This window comes from Colwellia sp. 12G3 (genome assembly GCF_002836775.1).
Taxonomy (GTDB): Bacteria; Pseudomonadota; Gammaproteobacteria; order Enterobacterales; family Alteromonadaceae; genus Colwellia.
The window spans coordinates 36,331-55,123 of the sequence record NZ_PJAQ01000065.1; the positions used below are offsets into that span (position 1 = coordinate 36,331).

Sequence of the window (18,793 nt, forward strand, 5' to 3'; positions counted from 1 at the left end):
TAAGTTAACAAAAACCAAAAAGGGCACATTTACTGTGCCCTTTTGCTATGTCAATTCTAAGAAATAATCTAAGAGGATTCAGACTGACCTTTGAATTTTTCTCGCATACGTTGAATTAACAAGTAGAAGTAAGGTACAAGTAAAGTACCAAATAGCGTTGCTGCAACCATACCTGCCAGTACAGTTATACCCAAAGAAACACGACTTCCAGCCCCTGCGCCCGTTGCGAATACAAGCGGTAACACACCTAATATAAAAGAAAATGCTGTCATCAATACCGCACGAAAGCGCATTTTTGCCGCATTGAGTGCCGCATTCATTATCGTCTCTCCTGCTGCTCTTTGTTCCATGGCAAACTCAACAATTAAAATTGCCGTTTTGGTAGAGAGACCAATAAGTAATACCAAACCAACTTGCGCATAAATATTATTAGCCATACCTACCGTGTATAGCGCTAACATAGCGCCAAACAATGCTAAAGGTACCGCAGCAATTACTGAGAATGGAATAGTCCAACTCTCGTATTGTGCGACTAAGAATAGGTACACAAAGACAATAGCTAAACCAAATAAAATAGGAGCTAAGTTACCCGCTTCTAATTCTTGCTTTGACTGTCCTGACCATTCATAAATATAACCTTGAGGCAATGTACTGGCTAACTCTTCCATTACGTCAATAGATTGTCCTGAAGAATACCCTGGAGAGGCATTACCTGTAATACTCGCACTACGATACAAGTTAAAGTGACTAATGGTAGTAGGTCCCAGTATTGGTTTAAGCGATGCCAATGTAGTGAGAGGTACCATTTCATCATCTTTGTTTCGAACAAAATAGTGACGAAGATCTGATGGATCTTTTCTATATTTACTTTCTGCTTGAATAGTCACACGGTATGTACGACCAAACTGACTAAAGTCATTAATATATAAAGAACCTAATTGTGCTTGTAAAGTAGAGAAGATATCGGATAAAGCCACGCCTTGCGCTTTAGCCTTGTTTCTATCTACCTCTAAGAAGTACTGCGGTACATTTGCACGATAGGTACTAAATACGCGTGACAATTCAGGTCGCTGATTAGCTTCATAAATTAACCCGTTCATTACTTGCGCTAACTCGGCAGGGTCTCGTCCTTCACTGTCTTGTAATTTAAAGTCAAAACCAGAGCTATTGCCTAAACCTGGAATAGGCGGCGGATTAAACACCATTATTTGTGCATCTGGCATCGTCCATAACTGTCCCATTAAGCGAGGAATGACTTGTCTTAAACCAAGTTCAGGCGTGGTTCGTTCTTCCCAATCTTTCAGAAGAATAATGGCAAGGCCATTATTTGAACCCGCACCACCCAGTAATGAAAAGCCCGATACCGTTATAATGTCATCAACGGCGGCGTCATTTAAAATAATCGGTGTTATTTTATCTAGAACAGCTTGCGCACGATTGCTTGAAGCTGCATCGGGTAACTGAACATCAACAAACAAATAACCTTGATCTTCAGCCGGTAAAAAGGCTGTTGGCACAGCCGTTGTTAACCAACCTGCGGCAATAAAGATTAATCCAACAAAAAGTCCTACTCTGGTAAGTCGCTTAAGCATAAAGCCAACGGTATTGGTATAGCTGCCAGTCACCTTAGTAATAAGACGTTCAAAGGGTAGTAACCAAGTGATTGGTTTCATTTTTTCAGCGCTTAAAAGTACCGTACATAGTGCTGGGCTCAATGTTAGCGCATTTAACGAAGAAATTAGTACTGCAAAAGAGATAGTTACCGAGAATTGCTTATATAGTTCACCTGTTATACCTGGCATAAAGGCAACAGGAACAAATACGGCAAGTAATACCAAGGTGGTAGCAATAATAGGTCCTGACACCTGCTCCATTGCCTTGGTTACCGCCTCTTTAATAGGTAGTTGTTCTTCTTTTAATATACGCTCAACATTTTCAATAACAATTATTGCATCATCAACAACGATACCAATAGCTAGCACCAGCCCAAATAAGGTAACCGTGTTAATTGAATAGCCCATCAAAACCATAAAAGCAAAAGTACCCACGAGTGAGACTGGAATTGCTAAGGTTGGGATAATAGTAGCTCGCCAATTTTGCAGGAATAAAAAAACAACTAATATAACCAAGATAATTGCTTGAAATAAAGTCACCATAACCTCTTCAATAGAACGATCGATAAATTCCGTTGTATCATAAGGAATGACATACTCTAAACCATCAGGAAAACGCTGAGAAAGCTTTACCATTTCAGCCTTTACCAAAGAAGCAACTTCAGTAGCGTTAGCATCAGGTAGTTGATAAATAACAAGGAAAGCTGTTTCTTTACCATTTAATCTTGCTTGTGTTGAATAGTCTTCAGCACCTAGCTCTAAACGAGCAATATCAATTAAACGGATAAAATTACCATTAAGTTGAGATCGAATTATCGTTTGGCCAAATTCTTCAGGTGTTTGTAAGCGACCTTTTGCTTGGATAGAATACTCAAATTGCTGATTAGGTAACGTTGGACTCGCACCTAACTTACCCGCTGCAACAATCATATTCTGCTCTTTTAATGCCTGTTGCACTTCAGTCACAGTAATACTAAGTGAAGCCATTCGCTCAGGATTAAGCCATGCACGCATGCTATACGTCATTTCACCCATCACTTCAGCTGAAGCAACACCTTTGATACGCCCTAGTGGTTCAGTTAAATAGTTAGTCGCATAGTTACTTAAAAATAGTTGATTGATACTATCTTGTTCAGAAAACAAGTTTATACCTAGTAACATAGAGCTTGATTTCTTCTTAACATCAACCCCTTGACGGGTAACCTCTGATGGTAAAGAACTTGTAGCTAGTGCAACCCTATTTTGCACATTAACTTGTGCAATATCACCATCGGTGCCAACTTTAAAAAATACCGTTATAACGGCGCTACCATTGTTAGAAGCAGAAGATTCAATATACATCATATCTTCAACACCATTGATCTGTTCTTCAATGGGCCTGATAACTGACTCTTCTACAACTTGAGCACTCGCTCCTGGATAGATTGCCGAAATTTGAACCTGAGGTGGTGTAATTTCAGGATACATATTTACCGGTAATACGCTCATGGCAATTAAGCCAGCTAATGTAATAACAATAGATATTACAAAGGCAAACTTAGGGCGATTGATAAAAGTTTTACTGATCATAAAATCGTCCTTGTTTACTTATCGGCGACAGCACTAGGGCTGATATTAGGCTCATTTACTTTTGAAGAGTCAACGGCTTTATTGTTAAGATCAGATATTGTTCCAATGATAGGATCTACATGTTTCTCTATGCCTCTTACTTCGACACCAGAGCGGACTTTTTGTAATCCTTCAACAATCACTTTCTCACCGATAGCAACGCCTTTTTCAGCTACCCACATTGCATTAATTCTTCGACCGAGTACTACATGGCGTTGTATCACCTTATTATTTTCATCGACAATTAAAACAAACTTTCCTTGCTGACTTTCTTGAACAGCCGCTTGAGGAATTAATGCCATTTCTTCTTTATTTTGGCTTTCAACAATCAGAGTAACAAAAAGACCAGGTAAAATAATATGATGCGGATTAGGGAAAATAGTTCTCAATTCTACCGTACCCATTCCTTCAGAAATTTTAGTATCAGCAAAATCTAATTTTCCTTTTTCTGGGTATTCAGAATTATTGGGTAAGCGTAAGGAAACATCAATTTTTGCATCATCTGCTGATCTTTCGCCTTGGTGATTCTGTAAATAGGAAGTATAGAAACTTTCTTCAACTTGGAAACTAACAAAAATAGGATTACTTATTATAAGTGTAGCTAAGGTGTTGCTCGTTGGGCCAACAAGGTTGCCAACATTATAATTTACTTTACCAATACGACCACTAAACGGTGCCGTAATAGTGGTATAACTTAAGTCAAGTTCCGCTTTTTCAAGGGCAGCTTGTGCAGCCTTCACGGCTGATTTAGCCTGTGATTCCTCAGTAGTTAATCGGTCAAAGTCTGATTGAGAAATGTAACCTTCATCGATGAGGTCATTCGCTCGTTTTAAATTACGCTTAGCGTTATCTTCACCTGAGACTCGCGAGCTTAAGTCAGCTTTTGCTGCAGATAAAGCAGCTTCATACGCAGCAGGATCAATTCTTAATAATACTTGCCCTTTTTCAACTGTACTTCCTTCTCTAAAATGACGTTCAGTTAGCTCACCTTCAACTCGTGCTCGTAAGTTAGCTTCCTTAAAAGCTTCTGTACGAGCGACAAATTCACGATAGCCACCTATTGCCTGTGATTTAATTGAGTAGACGGAAACAGCTGGTGCAGGAGCTTTGACCTTGACTTCATCTTTACTACAAGCGGTAAGTGTGAGAGATAAAAGTCCAAATAGTACAAATTTATTCGTGGTTAAGTTAGCGCTACTTGGGTGTCTTAAAAAGTGCTTGAGCATCAAATTATTCCTTGTGAGGTTAATGCTTTCATTATGAATTAAGTCGATTATTACATACCGAGTATTCAATGTAGTAATTATTTGTACTAAATAGAGAAAAGTGTAATTTTTGCAAAAAAAAAGCTGTGAACAAAGTTCAACAGCTTTTTTGTAATGTATGTTTTAAGCGTTAAGCTAAGTTCATCTCTTGAACTTTCTCATGGGCTATTTCTGGTGTGGTAGGATCTGGTTTTTCATGTAAATTGGCTTTTAACTGACCTTTTCTATGCTTCAGCGCAGCATCTAATTTTTTGGCTGCATTAGCAATGGCAGGATACATAACTTCATTAGTGCCCGTGGCAGAAATACGACCACCTTCATAATTTGTGGTTAACTCAACTTGATGTTTATGATGTTCTTTTGAAATAATTACATCTAAGGCAATGAGTGTTGGAAAATGGCTAGCTATTTTAGAAAATTTTTCTTCGATATGCTCTTTGATTGAATCATTTACTTCTACGTGATGACCAGAAAGATTTATTTTCATAGGTATTCCTTTTTTTACGATTACTTAAAGACTGATTTACCTAAATGACATTTTATCTACATAACAATGTGTCACTTAATAATAGACCTGAGGGCAATTTTTGCTAAAACAAGTAAACGCGTTAAATATTTATATAACACTAACGACAACCCGTTAAGAAGCATACATATGCCTAGAATTAAAAATAGCGTAAAAATTGAGAAATTACTATTGATCTAAAGTAAGAAAATGAAGAAAAAGGTATTTAAGCTGAACTATGGATAATGGGTTATTGATGCTTTAGTGAAATCAATCGCTTAGATTCCAATGCAAAAAGCTCGACAAAGTCAGAGTCGTTGAATGTCCTATCAATGTTTCAATTTCTGCGGTTATCAAGGTAAAATATTTATAAATTAGAAAATGAGATGCATTATCACAAGGGCAAATAAACCAGCTAATACATCATCAAACATAATACCAAAGCCACCGGTTAATTTTTTATCTGCAATTGAAATTGGCCAAGGTTTAGCAATATCAAAAATACGAAATAAAATAAAACCTACTAATACACTCTGCCAAGTCACTGGTATCATGAACATAGTTATAAAAAAACCAGCAAATTCATCCCATACAATGGCACCGTGGTCATGTACACCAACATCACTAGCCGCTTTACCACAAATATAAATACCTGAGATGCAAACCACTAAAACGAGTAATGCATATATAAATGGCGTCAAGCCGCTCATAAGGAGAAATAAAGGAACTGCGGCAAGTGTACCAAAAGTCCCCGGAGCTTTGGGCGCTAAACCACTACCAAAACCTAAAGCTAAAAATTGAATCGGATTAGCAAGGTTAAAATTAACTTGTGTATTTTTATCCGACATATAAATAACTGCTTAATTGATTAATTGGTAATTGGTAATTGGTAATTATTAGTAAATGACTAAACTCGCGCTACTCAGTAAAGTGCTCGAAACCAGCGGAGTTTATTGGAATGGGTTTATTATTCAATGTTGTCGTTATAGTATGGGATGCATTCAACTGCCCTATACAAGTAACACGTGTACCTGCATGAGACATAGCCGTTTCCATACCCACTTTGTTATCTTCAGATACCGTAAACAAAAGCTCATAGTCATCACCACCAGATAATGCCAAAGTGATGGCATCATCTGCAAGTAAACTATCACGCATTATTGTTGATAAAGGTAAGGCATCAAGCACCACATTAGCACCAACATTAGAGGCTTGGCATATATGTCCCAAATCAGAAATCAAGCCATCAGAAAGATCAATGGCAGAGGAAGCATATTCTCGGAGTGTTTGTCCGGCTAAAACTCTCGGCTTTGGATAATCAAGCTTGTTCCTTATTATATCAATAAATTGCGGTTCAAGATCTACTCTACCTGTAATTTGCTGTAAAGCTAAAGCTGCATCACCGAGTTCGCCCGTTACATACAACCAATCACCTGCTTTAGCTCCTGAACGAGATAAATAACTACCTTCAGGTGTAAGACCTTGAGCTGTAATCGTTATACTCAATGGGCCTTGAGTAGTATCTCCACCAATAAGTTCTACATTATAAAACTCACATAATTCAAAGACACCTTCACAGAACTCAATTAACCATGGTTCATCTATATCAGGTAACGTTAATGCTAAAGATAGCCAACTTGGCTTAGCTCCCATTGCTGCAATATCAGATAAATTAACTGCAACAGCCTTATGCCCTATGGCTCTGGGGCTCGTATCGAATGGAAAGTGTACACCAGCAACTAATGTATCTGTAGTCACCACTATATTTTGATTCGCAATCGGTGCTAAAACAGCACAATCATCCCCAATACCAAGCACAACGTCTTTGCGTTTGACTATCTGCTTGGTAAAGAAATGCTTAATTAACTCGAACTCTTTCATGCTAAGCCTTTAATTACTAATATCTAAATACTAGTAGATTACTCTTGAGGGCGAATTAACTTGACGGTTTTGTCTAAAACACCGTTAACAAACTTGTGGCTATCATCCGCTGCAAATAATTTAGCTAACTCGATAGCTTCATTAATCACTACACGGTAAGGTACATCTGCACAGTCTTTTAATTCAAACACTGCCACACGTAATATCGCCTTTTCTACTTGATCAATATCATCGAGCGGACGATCTACATAAGGCGAGATAGCCGCATCTATTTCAGCAACATTGGCGGTTACACCGCGCAATAATAATTGAAAGTATTCAATATCAAAGCGACGTTTACTGTTTTCTGCAATAAAATTTACTTCAATGTCTTTTACCGGATTTTGACTTACTTGCCATGAATAAGTAGCTTGTACAGCTAGTTCACGGGCTTTTCTTCTAGGTGAAGGTTTCACAATACACTTCCATTTTTCTTAAGTTTAGGAATAAAGTTCAGAAAATTAAATTTGAGCTAATACATTAACCATTTCTAATGCGCCAAGTGCTGCTTCAGCACCCTTGTTACCGGCTTTAGTCCCTGCTCGTTCAATTGCTTGTTCGATAGAGTCAGTAGTAATAACACCAAATGAAACTGGAATTTCAGCATCTAGACATACTTGCGCTAGACCTTTATTACATTCACCAGCAACAAAATCAAAGTGCGGAGTACCACCACGAATGACAGCGCCAATAGCAATGATTGCATCAAATTCGCCTTTTGCCGCGATTTTTTTAGCGGCTAAAGGTAGCTCATATGCACCTGGTACTCGAACGATGGTGATATCATCGTCATTAACATTACCATGGCGTTTAAGGGCATCAACTGCACCTTCTAGTAAACTTTCAACGATAAAGTGATTAAACCGTGATACAACAATGGCAAATTTCTTACCTTTTGCTTCAAACGAACCTTCAATAATATTCATTTAATTATTCCAATAGGGTGTATATAAAAAATTGCCGTAATTCTAACAAATAGTTATCGGCATAGGTACTCGTTTATTCTAAAAATTAGTCTATATCATTAAAATCGTCGAGAAATGCATCTATTTCAGCTTCTTCCTCTAAATTGATAATGATTGGAGGATTGCCATCATAAAGTTTATAGTTCATATTTTGAAAGTATGCATTTTTAATAAATTCATAGGGATCCTCAGACTCAACAACTAATTGTTCCTGATCTCTAACCGTCGCCCTTTTCTCTAGAGCTAGTATGCCTAAACGCGCGATGTTAGGCCAAAAATCAATAACGACTAGAGGCCAATAGAGCCCATCAACGTAATCGCCAACTTCTTCCCGAACCGAGCTTGGCCCCAAACCAGGAATGACAATATAGGGTCCATCGCCAATACCATAGGAGCCTAATACCTCACCAAACTCTTCTTGTTCACCTGACCAATCAAAATCACTAGCAGGATCATAAAAACCAAATAAGCCAATAGTAGAGTTAAGGACGAAACGACCGGTATTTTTCGCAGCGTCTGTAAACTTTAGCTGGAGCACATTATTAATAATACTCGCAGGCTCATTTAAGTTTAACGCCATGTTATATAAACCTGTACGCAAAAATGGTGGCGTATAAGTTGTGTAAATTTCTGATGTGGGTTTAGCAATATATTTGTCTACATAATCCCAAGTAAAAGTCCAAAATGGTCTATTAATCGCCTCAAATGGGTCTCTTGGATCACTTACATTAACTGACTTAGTCTCTAATTCAATTGGTTTTTCCGGTGTCGTTGAACACCCTGAGAGACTGTAAATTAAAACGAATAGTGGAAGTCGAAAAAATAGAGTTATGACTGAGCTCACAGGGCCTAGTTCCTTGCCGTTACATAAAGATGCATTAAAAAACGAGGCAGTTTAACATAAAATAAATAGTTGCGTGAATAACGTTTTAACACAGATCGCTATATTTAGTTTTATCAAGTCAATGAGGTGCTAATCGTTTACTGAGAACGAATACGTTGCTGATAGACAGAAAGTAACATTTCAACTTCTGCTTGAGGTAATTCGCATTCACTCATGATCTCCTCAATACCGGCACCTTTCTCGGCTAATTTAAAAGCTCGGTTATAAAATTTATCTTGCCCTTGGCTTTCTTGCCATTGTGTAAATAGTTGTTGTTGTTCGATAGCTTGATGCTGTAATTTTTTGATGCGGTGTTCTAACTGCTGTGATACTTGTGCATTTTCAGCTGCTAGTTTACTGCTACTTTCCGCCATAACATCAAAATCTTGCTGCAATTTTTGATTTGAAACTTGTAATTCATTAAGCAGTAAAGCTTGACCTTGTACTTCCATGTTCAGCAGGATTATTTTATTTTTGAGTTTAGTTAAGCAAAAAAATAGGACTGTACTCGTGAATAAGACAAGAAATAGCGCTAGGACTGCAATAATGGGGACGGCTAATAATGACATTAAAAAATTCTGCCTTGCATAAAAACTAAACGGACAATCGCATCACGCTATAATTACAAATAAAAAAGCCTGCTAATACAGACTTTTTCTGGCAAATAATTACAGAGCGCGGTAAAGATAAATTAGAACTGCTTAAGTTCATCCCATTCATCATCAGAGAGTAACTTATCTAAATCAACCAAAATAAGTAATTCACCATCGCGATTAGATACGCCTTGAATAAATTGAGCACTCTCTTCATTTCCAACGTTCGGTGCTACATCAATTTCTGATGACTTTAAATAGACAACCTCAGCAACACTATCAACTAGAATACCGATAACTTGCTTTTCTGACTCTATAACCACCACACGTGTATTATCCGTAATATCGCACGGATCTAAACCAAACCGTGACCGAGTATCTATAACGGTTACCACATTGCCACGTAAATTTATAATACCAAGTACATAAAGTGGGGCACCCGGAACAGGAGCTATTTCACTGTAGCGTAAAACTTCTTGTACCTGCATGACATTAATACCATAAGTTTCATTCTCTAATTTAAAGGTTACCCACTGTAGTACCTCGTCATTAGCTTCAACTTTATCGCTTGCACTTCGTCTTATATTAGACATATTATTCGCCTCTCAAATTACTTACTTTTAAACTGCCTATACCTAGACAGGGATAATTTACTATTCTTGATAGATATTGCTACCTTTATCAAGCAATTGAATCAAAGCACTTACATCAAGTAATGCACACATTTTCTCTTTCACTAACCCTGCTAACCATGGCCGTTTATTACTAGAATCTAGCCATTTAACTTCATCTTGAGACAATACGACAGTATCGACTAGATGTTCAGCCATCAGTCCCCAGGGACTATCATTTAACATGATGATATATTGATAGTTTAGCGAATTTTTTAATGTTTCGTCACATTTTTCTGGCATTACCCATAACGCAGTATCAACAACATTTATTTTTTCTTCCCGGTAAAGCATAACCCCTTTAAACCAATCAGGCTTGCCCATTAAGCTAGTCATTTTATCGACTTTATGAATACCACCTAACTCAATTAAAGGTACCGCGATTGTTAAACCTGCCACATCAAAAAACATTGCCTGGAAGTCACCTTGGCGATAGCTTTTCTCCTTTAGTTCAGCAGGCTGGGAGCGGCTTTTTTCTGTGGAAATTGGTAATAAATCGGTTTCAATTACATCGGTTTCAATTACATCAGCTTCAATTACTTCTTTGCTAACAAGCACTTCTTTAGGCTCACCAACTGTTTTTAATAAATTTTCTAAAGACCTGTTTTCTTTATGGCTGATAGGCTTGCTAAACGTTTGTTTATCAATACGCTGTTGTGATAACTTCCCCTCAACTTCGGGATCTGTTAATAACTCTGATAAATAGGTTTTCATTACCTTTTTACTAGCAGTTAACGATTTACTCATTTAGCGTCCAACCTCATTATTTTTCACATTCTGTTTGATTAAAAAACTCAAAAGACTTTTATACGCTAATGTTCCTCGAGAGTTGGCTGCATAATCTGACGGTACCTTTTGAGCAGAACTAGCATTTCTTAAATTTGTATCAACAGGAATGACTCCCGGCCATATCTTATCAGTATAGACTTCTTGTAATTTTTTAAAGGCTAAAATTGAGGCTTTAGTCCTTTTATCAAACATAGTTGGCACAATAGTGTATTTGAACAAGCCCTCTTGCTCTCCTTGCATAAGTTCCATTGTCTTTATCATACGGTCTAGTCCCTTAAGGGCCAGAAATTCTGTTTGAACAGGGATAACAATACTATCCGCTGCGGCCAAAGCATTTACCATTAATACACCGAGTACTGGTGGGCAGTCGATCAAAACATAATCGTAGCTATCTGCTACTTTTTGAACAGCTTTTTTTAGTACTAACCCCATACCACCTTTAGCCCCCAAAGAGCGGTCGAGTGTTGCTAGCCCCATTGTTGCCGGTAATATATCAATATTTGGGTATTGCGTTGGACATAATGTTTGTAATATTTGTTCTCGTGATGCTACTTGGGTAAATAATTCATAGACACTAAGATCTAAATCTTCTGACTCAATTCCAAAATAGTAACTGAGTGAAGCATGAGGATCTGTATCAACTAATAATACTCTATGACCTTGTTCAGCTAATATACCAGCAAGAGCAATAGTTGTTGTGGTTTTACCTACACCACCTTTTTGATTTGCTACCGTCCAAACTATCAAGGGCACTACTCACTTACTTTTCATTAAATTTATCAGTCGCCTGATTGTTTTTTTTATTCTATGCCATCACTAGTTTTTTTATTTTTAGAGGTGCTAGTATCTGATGGGGCCACACTCTCGGCCATATCATTTCGAGTTGTAATACGAATGCCGCCATTGTCTAATCTAATCACCTTGATTTTATTTGACTCATCGATATTCTGTTCATTGGTTGATGAAAACTGGCTAATCGTTTCTACACTTTTCAAGTCAATAGTTGGTGTTTTAAGTAAATTACTAGTTTCCAAACCATATTTAGAAATAGCAACAACCACTTTTCTATTTCTAGCTCTCCCCTGTTCTGTTAAGTTGTTTTCGCTTGGGTAATATTGACCATAACCTTCAATAGCCATACGCGCAGGATTTAAACCTAACGTCTCTAAAACTCTCAAAATTGCGGTGGCTCTGAAAACAGAAAGTTCCCAATTTGAGGAATAAATTTCATTATTTATCGCTTGGTTATCGGTATAACCTCTCACTCGAATGAAATTACTCGCTTTTCCAATAACGTCATAAATTGCCGATAAAATTGCTTCTGCAGATAATGTTGCTGAAGATGAGCCACTGGGAAATAATAAACCACTATTTAACTCAATTTCTAACCAGTCACCATCTATTTGCAATTGCGCATAACCTGACTCAATTAAGTCATACAATGCCGTATGCAACTTATCTTCCAATGAGCTAAGATTGTTTCCTACTTCTTCATCTGAGATATTAGACAGGTTTTTTTCATTATCAACAATTTCAGGTCCCGCAACATCTAAGATAGCATCGCCATATAATCTTTTATTAGTTTTACTGCTATTGACCATTAATACACCATCACCATGACCACGGTTTTTGGTTTTGTCATCATAGGCTTGGAATACACTACCAAAAGATTCAGTAATACTTTCGAAAGGTTTTTCGTTCACCATTGCCATGGCGTATAACACAACAAACAAGGCAAACATTAACGTCATATAATCAGCATAAGAGACTAACCAACGATGAACATTATCCTGTTCTATCGAGTGTCTTCTTTTACGCTGTCGATTCATTGATCTAACCTAAATGCCGATAATTTATTTTCAATTGCATGAGGGTTTTCACCTTGAGCAATCGACACTAAGCCCTCACAGACCATTTCACGGTACATAGTTTGTTGGTGAATAATAGCTCGGATCTTATTTGCTACAGGTAAATAAAGTAGATTTGCAAAGCCTACTCCATAAATAGTTGCAATAAAGGCTGTTGCTATACCTTGTCCTAATAATGCTGGCTCTGTTAAGTTGCCCATAGCATGAATCAAACCGAGCACTGCACCTAATATACCAACCGTTGGACTGTAGCCCCCCATAGCTTCATAAACATTAGCAGAACGTAAATTATGCTCTCGATAAATATCCAAATCTAACTCTAGTGCTACTCGAAAATTATCAAGTTCAACACCATCTACCAATAAATTTAAACCTTTTTGAGTATAACTATCTTCAATTTCTAGTGCCGTGTCTTCTAAAGCGAGGTAACCTGACTCTCTCGCCTTCGTTGCCCAAGTGACTATTTCATTAATTCCTCGTTCCATATCATATTTGGGTGGATAGATAACCCATTTAAGTAATGATATTGCATGAGTAAATTGCCCCATTGAAGATTGCAGCATGACAGCACCTAATGTGCCGCCAAATACAATAATGAAAGCGGGTAATTCAAATAAGGCAGAGATGTGACCGCCATCAAGAGTAAATCCGACGTAGACTGCAAAAATGGCAATGAATAGTCCCGCAAGACTCAACTTATCCACAACCAACTTCCTTAATCATACAAGCAGCTATTGATTCTAATGGAAGTGACAAATCTGATAACCCTGCTTTATCAATGGCTTGTGGCATACCATAAACTACACAAGATTCTTCATTCTGTGACCAAATTGTTGCCCCCTTAGCTTTCAACATTCTAGAGCCTTCCTTTCCATCAGAGCCCATTCCAGTCAAAATCACACCCAAGACTTTACCCCCAAATGTTTTTGCCGCTGAGCCGAAGCTAATATCTACACTGGGTTTGAAGGTTATTTTAGGTGAGTCATCATCCAAAATTTTGATTTTTGCTGATTGCTCACTCCCCGAAATAATCATTTGACGGCCACCAGGTGCTAAATAAGCATGTCCTGGTTTAAGCACATCGCCATTTTCAGCCTCCTTAACTGTTATCTTACACAAAGTATTTAAGCGACTGGCAAAAGCAGCGGTAAAGGCGGCAGGCATATGCTGAACAATAATAATAGGTAAAGGGAAGTTCTGTTCAAGTTGAACCAATATTTTTTGTAATGCTACAGGGTCCCCTGTGGAGGTGCCAATAGCCATAAGCTTATATTCTTTACCTGAACTGCGGGTCAGTGATTTTTTTTCTTTAGGTATATGAACAGATGGGGTAGATGGTCTAGCGAAGCTAGTAGACTGTCTTTCCCTTGGTAATATTGGATTTAGAGTACTGGAGCGAGTAATCGTTCGTGCTTTGAGATTGGCTGGCTTTCGTGCTATTTCAACAACACGTTGACGCAGTAAACTGCCCGCTTCCTCACTATTTTTTGCAATTTCACTAAATTTTTTGGGCAGAAAATCTAATGCACCTGCTTCAAGCGCTTCTAAAGTAGCTTTAGCACCTTGATGTGTTAAAGATGAAAACATTAATATTGCCGTAGGAGATTTCGCCATAATTTGTTTTACAGCGTCAATACCATTAAGCACTGGCATTTCAATATCCATAGTAATTACATCAGGTTTGAGCGCTATTGCTTTTTCAACCGCTTCCTGACCATTCACTGCTACGTCAATTACGTTTAATTTAGCATCTTTGTTAAGAATGTCAGTGACTCGGCGTCTAAAAAAGCTCGAATCATCAACAACAAGTACCTTGTAGGCCATTTAACCTCTCTGATAACGTTTTAAATTAACGCTATATAAGTAGACTTTGAAATACACAAAGTCTACTAACTTTGAAAATATCTAACTGCGTAATTTTTTATTAACGGGTGATTTTTTAGCATAAAATTTTAACAAGTTGGCTATATCTAAAATTAGTGCAATACCCCCATCACTTGTAATCGTAGCTCCAGCCATTCCTGGTGTTCCATGAAGTAATCTATCAAGTGGCTTTATTACAACTTCCTCTTGACCTATTAAACTATCAACAACAAATCCAACTTGTTGATTACCGAGTTGCACGATAACCACATGGCCTTTATCACGAGATTTTTTAACAAAATCACGTATTAACCACTGATCTAAATAAAACAACGGTATAGCTTTTTCTCGAACGATAATGGTCAATTGTCCATCGACACTGTTAGTGTTCGATAGATCTAGATGAAATATTTCATTAACTGATGCTAGTGGTAAAGCAAAAGTTTGCTTTCCAACAACGACCATTAATGTTGGAAGTATCGCTAAAGTTAATGGCACTTTGATTTCAAGTACGGTACCGACTCCCAATTCAGAGTCTATATTTACAGTACCGTTAAGCTGGGTAATCTTCGTTTTAACTACATCCATGCCAACGCCACGACCTGAAACTTCTGAAATCTCAGTTTTTGTCGAAAAGCCAGGAGCAAAAATAAGACTAAATGCTTCTTTATCTGGCATACGAGCCGCAGACTCTGCATCAAGTACACCACGTTCAATAGCAATACTCTTTAATTTTTCAGCATCCATTCCTGCGCCATCATCTTTTATGGTTAACAGTATATGATCACCTTCTTGGGAGGCTGAAAGAAGTACCGTACCTTCTCTTGGTTTACCCAGAGCTTCCCGAACATCAGGCGCTTCTACACCATGGTCTACCGAATTACGAACTAAATGCACTAGTGGATCAGCAAGAGCCTCGACTAAATTTTTATCTAAGTCAGTCTCTTCACCTTCTAAAATCAATGTGATTTCTTTATTCAAACTACGAGCTAAATCTCGTACTACTCGAGGAAAACGACCAAAAACCTTTTTAATTGGCTGCATACGGGTTTGCATGACCGCACCTTGAAGGTCAGTAGTGACGGCATCTAAATTGGTAACTGCCTTATTCAGGTCTTCATCGTCTGAAACTAAGCCTAAACTTGTTAGTCGATTTCTGACTAATACTAACTCACCGACCATATTCATTATTTGGTCTAGTCGCTTAGTATCTACGCGAACAGTGGTTTCACCTTGAGGTGCAGGAGTAGAACTTGCTTTTTTCGCAGCGGCTTTAACTGGTGCTTCTTGTGCTTTTTTCTGAACCGATTGTTGTGGTACTGCTTTTGGTACTTCGGCTTTTGCTTGTACAGGCTTTTCAACAGGTGGTGGAGTACTTTCATCCGTTAAAGCGTTTTCTACAAATTGCGGCGCATTACCTTTACCATGAAGTTCATCTAATAGCTTTTCAAATTCAAGGTCATCTATATCATCGCTTGAGCTGCTCAGAGCAGCATTTGCACCGTCTACGGCATCAGCTGAAAATGCACCTTGTCCATGCAACTCATCTAATAACGATTCAAATTCATCATCTGAAATCTCATCACTTGAACCATCACTACTAGAGGCACTAGAAGTAGATGGTGAAACAGGAACTTGTTCAATGACTGGAGGAGCTGCTGATACGCTTCCTGAACCATGCAGTTCGTCTAACAATCGTTCAAATTCATCTTCACTCATTTCATCACTTGAGTTTGATTCTTCATTACTCGCTACTGATTGTTCAATTTCAACAGCAGCTATAGCTTCAACAGGTTTTGCCGCATCAGGTTTACTTAATCGAGCAAGCTCAGCTAACAAATTAGCATCGGCAGGAACAAGAGACTCTTTATTTTGTACCAGCGCGAACATATCATTGACAGTATCGAGTGCTGATAAAATAGTATCCATAAGCTCAGCATTTACTGAGCGTTTTCCTGTTCGTAATAAGTCGAATATATTTTCCGCACCATGACATACATCAACTAAGTGACCAAGAGCTAAGAATCCTGCGCCACCTTTTACTGTATGAAAACCACGGAAAATTGAATTTAATAATTCAGCATTATCAACGTCATTTTCGAGCTCGACTAGTTCCTCTGAAAGCGATTCTAAGATTTCACCCGCTTCAACTAAAAAGTCCTGTAAAATTTCTTCATCTGCTTCAAAAGACATGCAGTAACTCTCCCATTAAAAACCTAAACTTGATAAAAGATCATCAACATCATCTTGATCTTCTACTACATCATCTCTATTTGCTGCATTTACAATTGGTCCTTCAACAAGGTTTTTACCTACTTTAGGACTAGTATGTTCTTGCACTTTTTCTGCTGATATACCAAAAGCCGTTAACATATTTATTAGACTATCTTCAACTTCTCTTACTAAATCAATAACTTTTCGAATGACTTGACCTGTTAAATCTTGAAAGTCTTGTGCCATTAAAACATCTGTCATTAAGCTATGAATATGATGCGTTTCTTTACCTGTATTTTTTAATAAGGTATCGATATCAAGACATAGTGATTTAAACTCTTTTAAGTCCAATTCATTATTCATCAACTTAGTCCATGAAGGATTGACGGCAGCCACTTGCCCCGCAATAGTCTCAACTACAGGGAAGATTGCCTCAACAGCATCCATAGTTTTATTGGCGGCTTCTTCTGTTCGAGTAATAACATAATTCAATCGCTCTTTAGCATCGGGGATATCTGCCGTTGCTAAATCATTCAACCTAGAATCTAGCTGAAAATTTGTTAATGAGTCATGAAGCTGGCGAGTTAATTTACCAATTTCTGCAAAAAGCTCTGAATTGATTGGGTTTTGAATCTCAGCAATAATCGCATCCGCCGCGTCTTGCTGACCAGACTCTAAAAACTCAACCAAAGATTTTGCTTGCTCTAATGAGATCCGCCCCGTCATAGCTATACTCATGCAAAGTCCTTAATAGAATATTTATTAACACCTTAACTTAGCTAACAAGCATTATGTTAGCTAAGGCCTTCACATTAAGCTAAGCGCTCAAAAATCTTATCTAACTTAGTCTTTAATGTTGCGGCTGTAAATGGTTTAACAATATAGCCATTAACACCTGCTTGGGCAGCCATAACGATTTGTTCTTTCTTAGCTTCTGCTGTAATAAGCAAAACGGGAATATGTGAGAGACTCGCATCTGCTCGAATTGCTTTAAGTAAGTCTATACCTTGCATACCAGGCATATTCCAATCAGTTACAACAAAATCAAAATCACCACTTTGAAGCATAGGTAAAGCAGTACTGCCATCATCAGCTTCTTGAATGTTGGTGAAACCTAAATCGCGCAACAAATTCTTCACTATACGTCTCATCGTTGAAAAATCATCAACAACAAGCACTTTCATATTTTTATCCAAGGCACCCTCCGGCGAAACATTCAAAATAAATTAGTTATTATATGTGTTATTTTTACTTAACATGGTATTTACGTTTTCAAAATCAACTAACATCAACCTATTATCAGTCAAGTCTAGCTAACTTTGCCAAGATTGCATGCGTCCTTTAAGACGATGCATTGCTTGACTATGAATTTGGCTTACTCTTGACTCACTTACGTCAAGTACTTGACCTATCTCTCTTAAATTTAATTCTTCATCGTAATACAAAGACAGTACAAGAGCTTCACGCTCTGGTAAAGACTTAATGCATTGGGCTAAGCCTTTTTTAAAGGCATTATGCTCAATACTTTGATATGGATCATCCCCAAGACTATCATCACCCAGTTTAATCGCATCTTCATTGACACCTAGATCATCAATACCCAGTATTTTCCCTGTACTAACTTCACTTAATATATGATGGTAGTCATTTAGTGAAATATCAAGTTTTTCAGCAACTTCTATATCAGAAACATCACGACCTAGTTCTGCCTCAAGATTTTTTATGGCCTCACTTACCATTCGACTGTTCTTATGAACTGAACGAGGGGTCCAATCACCACGACGCATTTCATCTAACATAGCACCGCGGATTCGAATACCAGCAAAAGTTTCAAAGCTGGCACCCTTACTATTATCAAAATTATTTGCTGCTTCAAATAAACCAATCATTCCTGATTGTATTAAATCATCTACTTGAACGCTTGCTGGTAATCTTGCTAAAAGATGATAAGCAATACGTTTAACTAAAACAGTTTGTTGTTCAAGCAAAGCTGTTTTATCAATTTGATTATTGTAGCTATTCGCTTTTACCACGTA

19 protein-coding genes are annotated in these 18,793 nt (G+C 37.8%); all 19 read right to left on the reverse strand.

Translation table 11 applies throughout. The features are described 5' to 3' along the window. Positions 1–68: 68 nt before the first annotated feature. The gene (locus tag CXF71_RS13260; RefSeq protein WP_101233433.1) at positions 69–3,182 is read right to left on the reverse strand and encodes an efflux RND transporter permease subunit; all 3,114 of its coding nucleotides are present in this window, start codon (positions 3,180–3,182) and stop codon (positions 69–71) included. 14 nt (positions 3,183–3,196) lie between these two features. Next, entirely contained in the window at positions 3,197–4,447 is a 1,251-nt protein-coding gene (locus CXF71_RS13265) for an efflux RND transporter periplasmic adaptor subunit (RefSeq protein WP_101233434.1), read from the reverse strand. Positions 4,448–4,616: 169 nt separating this feature from the next. After that, positions 4,617–4,973 carry a ribosome hibernation-promoting factor, HPF/YfiA family gene (hpf, locus tag CXF71_RS13270; RefSeq protein WP_101233435.1) on the reverse strand — a complete coding sequence of 119 codons (357 nt, stop codon included), beginning with the start codon at positions 4,971–4,973 and terminating at the stop codon, positions 4,617–4,619. Between the two features lie 392 nt (positions 4,974–5,365). Further along, complete coding sequence (locus CXF71_RS13275; protein ID WP_101233436.1) at positions 5,366–5,839, reverse strand: phosphatidylglycerophosphatase A family protein; 474 nt, start codon at positions 5,837–5,839, stop codon at positions 5,366–5,368. A gap of 70 nt (positions 5,840–5,909) precedes the next feature. Next, positions 5,910–6,872, reverse strand: a complete 963-nt coding sequence (gene thiL / locus CXF71_RS13280) for a thiamine-phosphate kinase (protein WP_101233437.1) — start codon at positions 6,870–6,872, stop codon at positions 5,910–5,912. A 38-nt stretch (positions 6,873–6,910) separates the two neighbouring features. Next, positions 6,911–7,327, reverse strand: coding sequence for a transcription antitermination factor NusB (gene nusB, locus CXF71_RS13285; RefSeq protein ID WP_101233438.1), 417 nt, complete (start codon positions 7,325–7,327; stop codon positions 6,911–6,913). 45 nt (positions 7,328–7,372) lie between these two features. Next, the gene (ribH, locus tag CXF71_RS13290) at positions 7,373–7,837 is read right to left on the reverse strand and encodes a 6,7-dimethyl-8-ribityllumazine synthase (RefSeq protein WP_101233439.1); all 465 of its coding nucleotides are present in this window, start codon (positions 7,835–7,837) and stop codon (positions 7,373–7,375) included. An 85-nt stretch (positions 7,838–7,922) separates the two neighbouring features. Next, positions 7,923–8,720, reverse strand: a complete 798-nt coding sequence (locus CXF71_RS13295) for an MlaA family lipoprotein (RefSeq protein ID WP_101233440.1) — start codon at positions 8,718–8,720, stop codon at positions 7,923–7,925. Positions 8,721–8,857: 137 nt separating this feature from the next. Next, positions 8,858–9,328 (reverse strand): DUF2802 domain-containing protein, encoded by a 471-nt coding sequence (locus CXF71_RS13300; RefSeq protein WP_101233441.1) that lies wholly within the window; start codon positions 9,326–9,328, stop codon positions 8,858–8,860. Between the two features lie 122 nt (positions 9,329–9,450). After that, on the reverse strand, positions 9,451–9,945 hold the full coding sequence (locus CXF71_RS13305; protein ID WP_101233442.1) for a chemotaxis protein CheW: 495 nt from the start codon (positions 9,943–9,945) through the stop codon (positions 9,451–9,453). 60 nt (positions 9,946–10,005) lie between these two features. Then, entirely contained in the window at positions 10,006–10,770 is a 765-nt protein-coding gene (locus tag CXF71_RS13310) for a chemotaxis protein CheW (protein ID WP_232771475.1), read from the reverse strand. Continuing rightward, the gene (locus CXF71_RS13315; protein ID WP_101233638.1) at positions 10,771–11,559 is read right to left on the reverse strand and encodes a ParA family protein; all 789 of its coding nucleotides are present in this window, start codon (positions 11,557–11,559) and stop codon (positions 10,771–10,773) included. A gap of 53 nt (positions 11,560–11,612) precedes the next feature. After that, a complete protein-coding gene (locus CXF71_RS13320; RefSeq protein WP_101233443.1) occupies positions 11,613–12,641 on the reverse strand; it encodes a flagellar motor protein MotB in 1,029 nt (342 codons plus the stop codon). Beyond that, the gene (locus tag CXF71_RS13325) at positions 12,638–13,384 is read right to left on the reverse strand and encodes a flagellar motor protein (RefSeq protein ID WP_101233444.1); all 747 of its coding nucleotides are present in this window, start codon (positions 13,382–13,384) and stop codon (positions 12,638–12,640) included. Before CXF71_RS13325 ends, CXF71_RS13320 begins: the two co-directional genes overlap by 4 nt. Continuing rightward, positions 13,377–14,504: a protein-glutamate methylesterase/protein-glutamine glutaminase gene (locus CXF71_RS13330; protein WP_101233445.1), complete on the reverse strand. Its 1,128-nt coding sequence runs from the start codon at positions 14,502–14,504 to the stop codon at positions 13,377–13,379. Before CXF71_RS13330 ends, CXF71_RS13325 begins: the two co-directional genes overlap by 8 nt. Positions 14,505–14,585: 81 nt before the next feature. Next, complete coding sequence (locus CXF71_RS13335; RefSeq protein ID WP_101233446.1) at positions 14,586–16,736, reverse strand: chemotaxis protein CheA; 2,151 nt, start codon at positions 16,734–16,736, stop codon at positions 14,586–14,588. A 15-nt stretch (positions 16,737–16,751) separates the two neighbouring features. Further along, positions 16,752–17,495 (reverse strand): protein phosphatase CheZ, encoded by a 744-nt coding sequence (locus tag CXF71_RS13340; protein ID WP_101233447.1) that lies wholly within the window; start codon positions 17,493–17,495, stop codon positions 16,752–16,754. 74 nt (positions 17,496–17,569) lie between these two features. Further along, entirely contained in the window at positions 17,570–17,953 is a 384-nt protein-coding gene (gene cheY, locus CXF71_RS13345; RefSeq protein ID WP_101233448.1) for a chemotaxis response regulator CheY, read from the reverse strand. Between the two features lie 117 nt (positions 17,954–18,070). After that, positions 18,071–18,790, reverse strand: a complete 720-nt coding sequence (locus tag CXF71_RS13350) for an RNA polymerase sigma factor FliA (protein ID WP_101233449.1) — start codon at positions 18,788–18,790, stop codon at positions 18,071–18,073. Positions 18,791–18,793 lie beyond the last annotated feature (3 nt).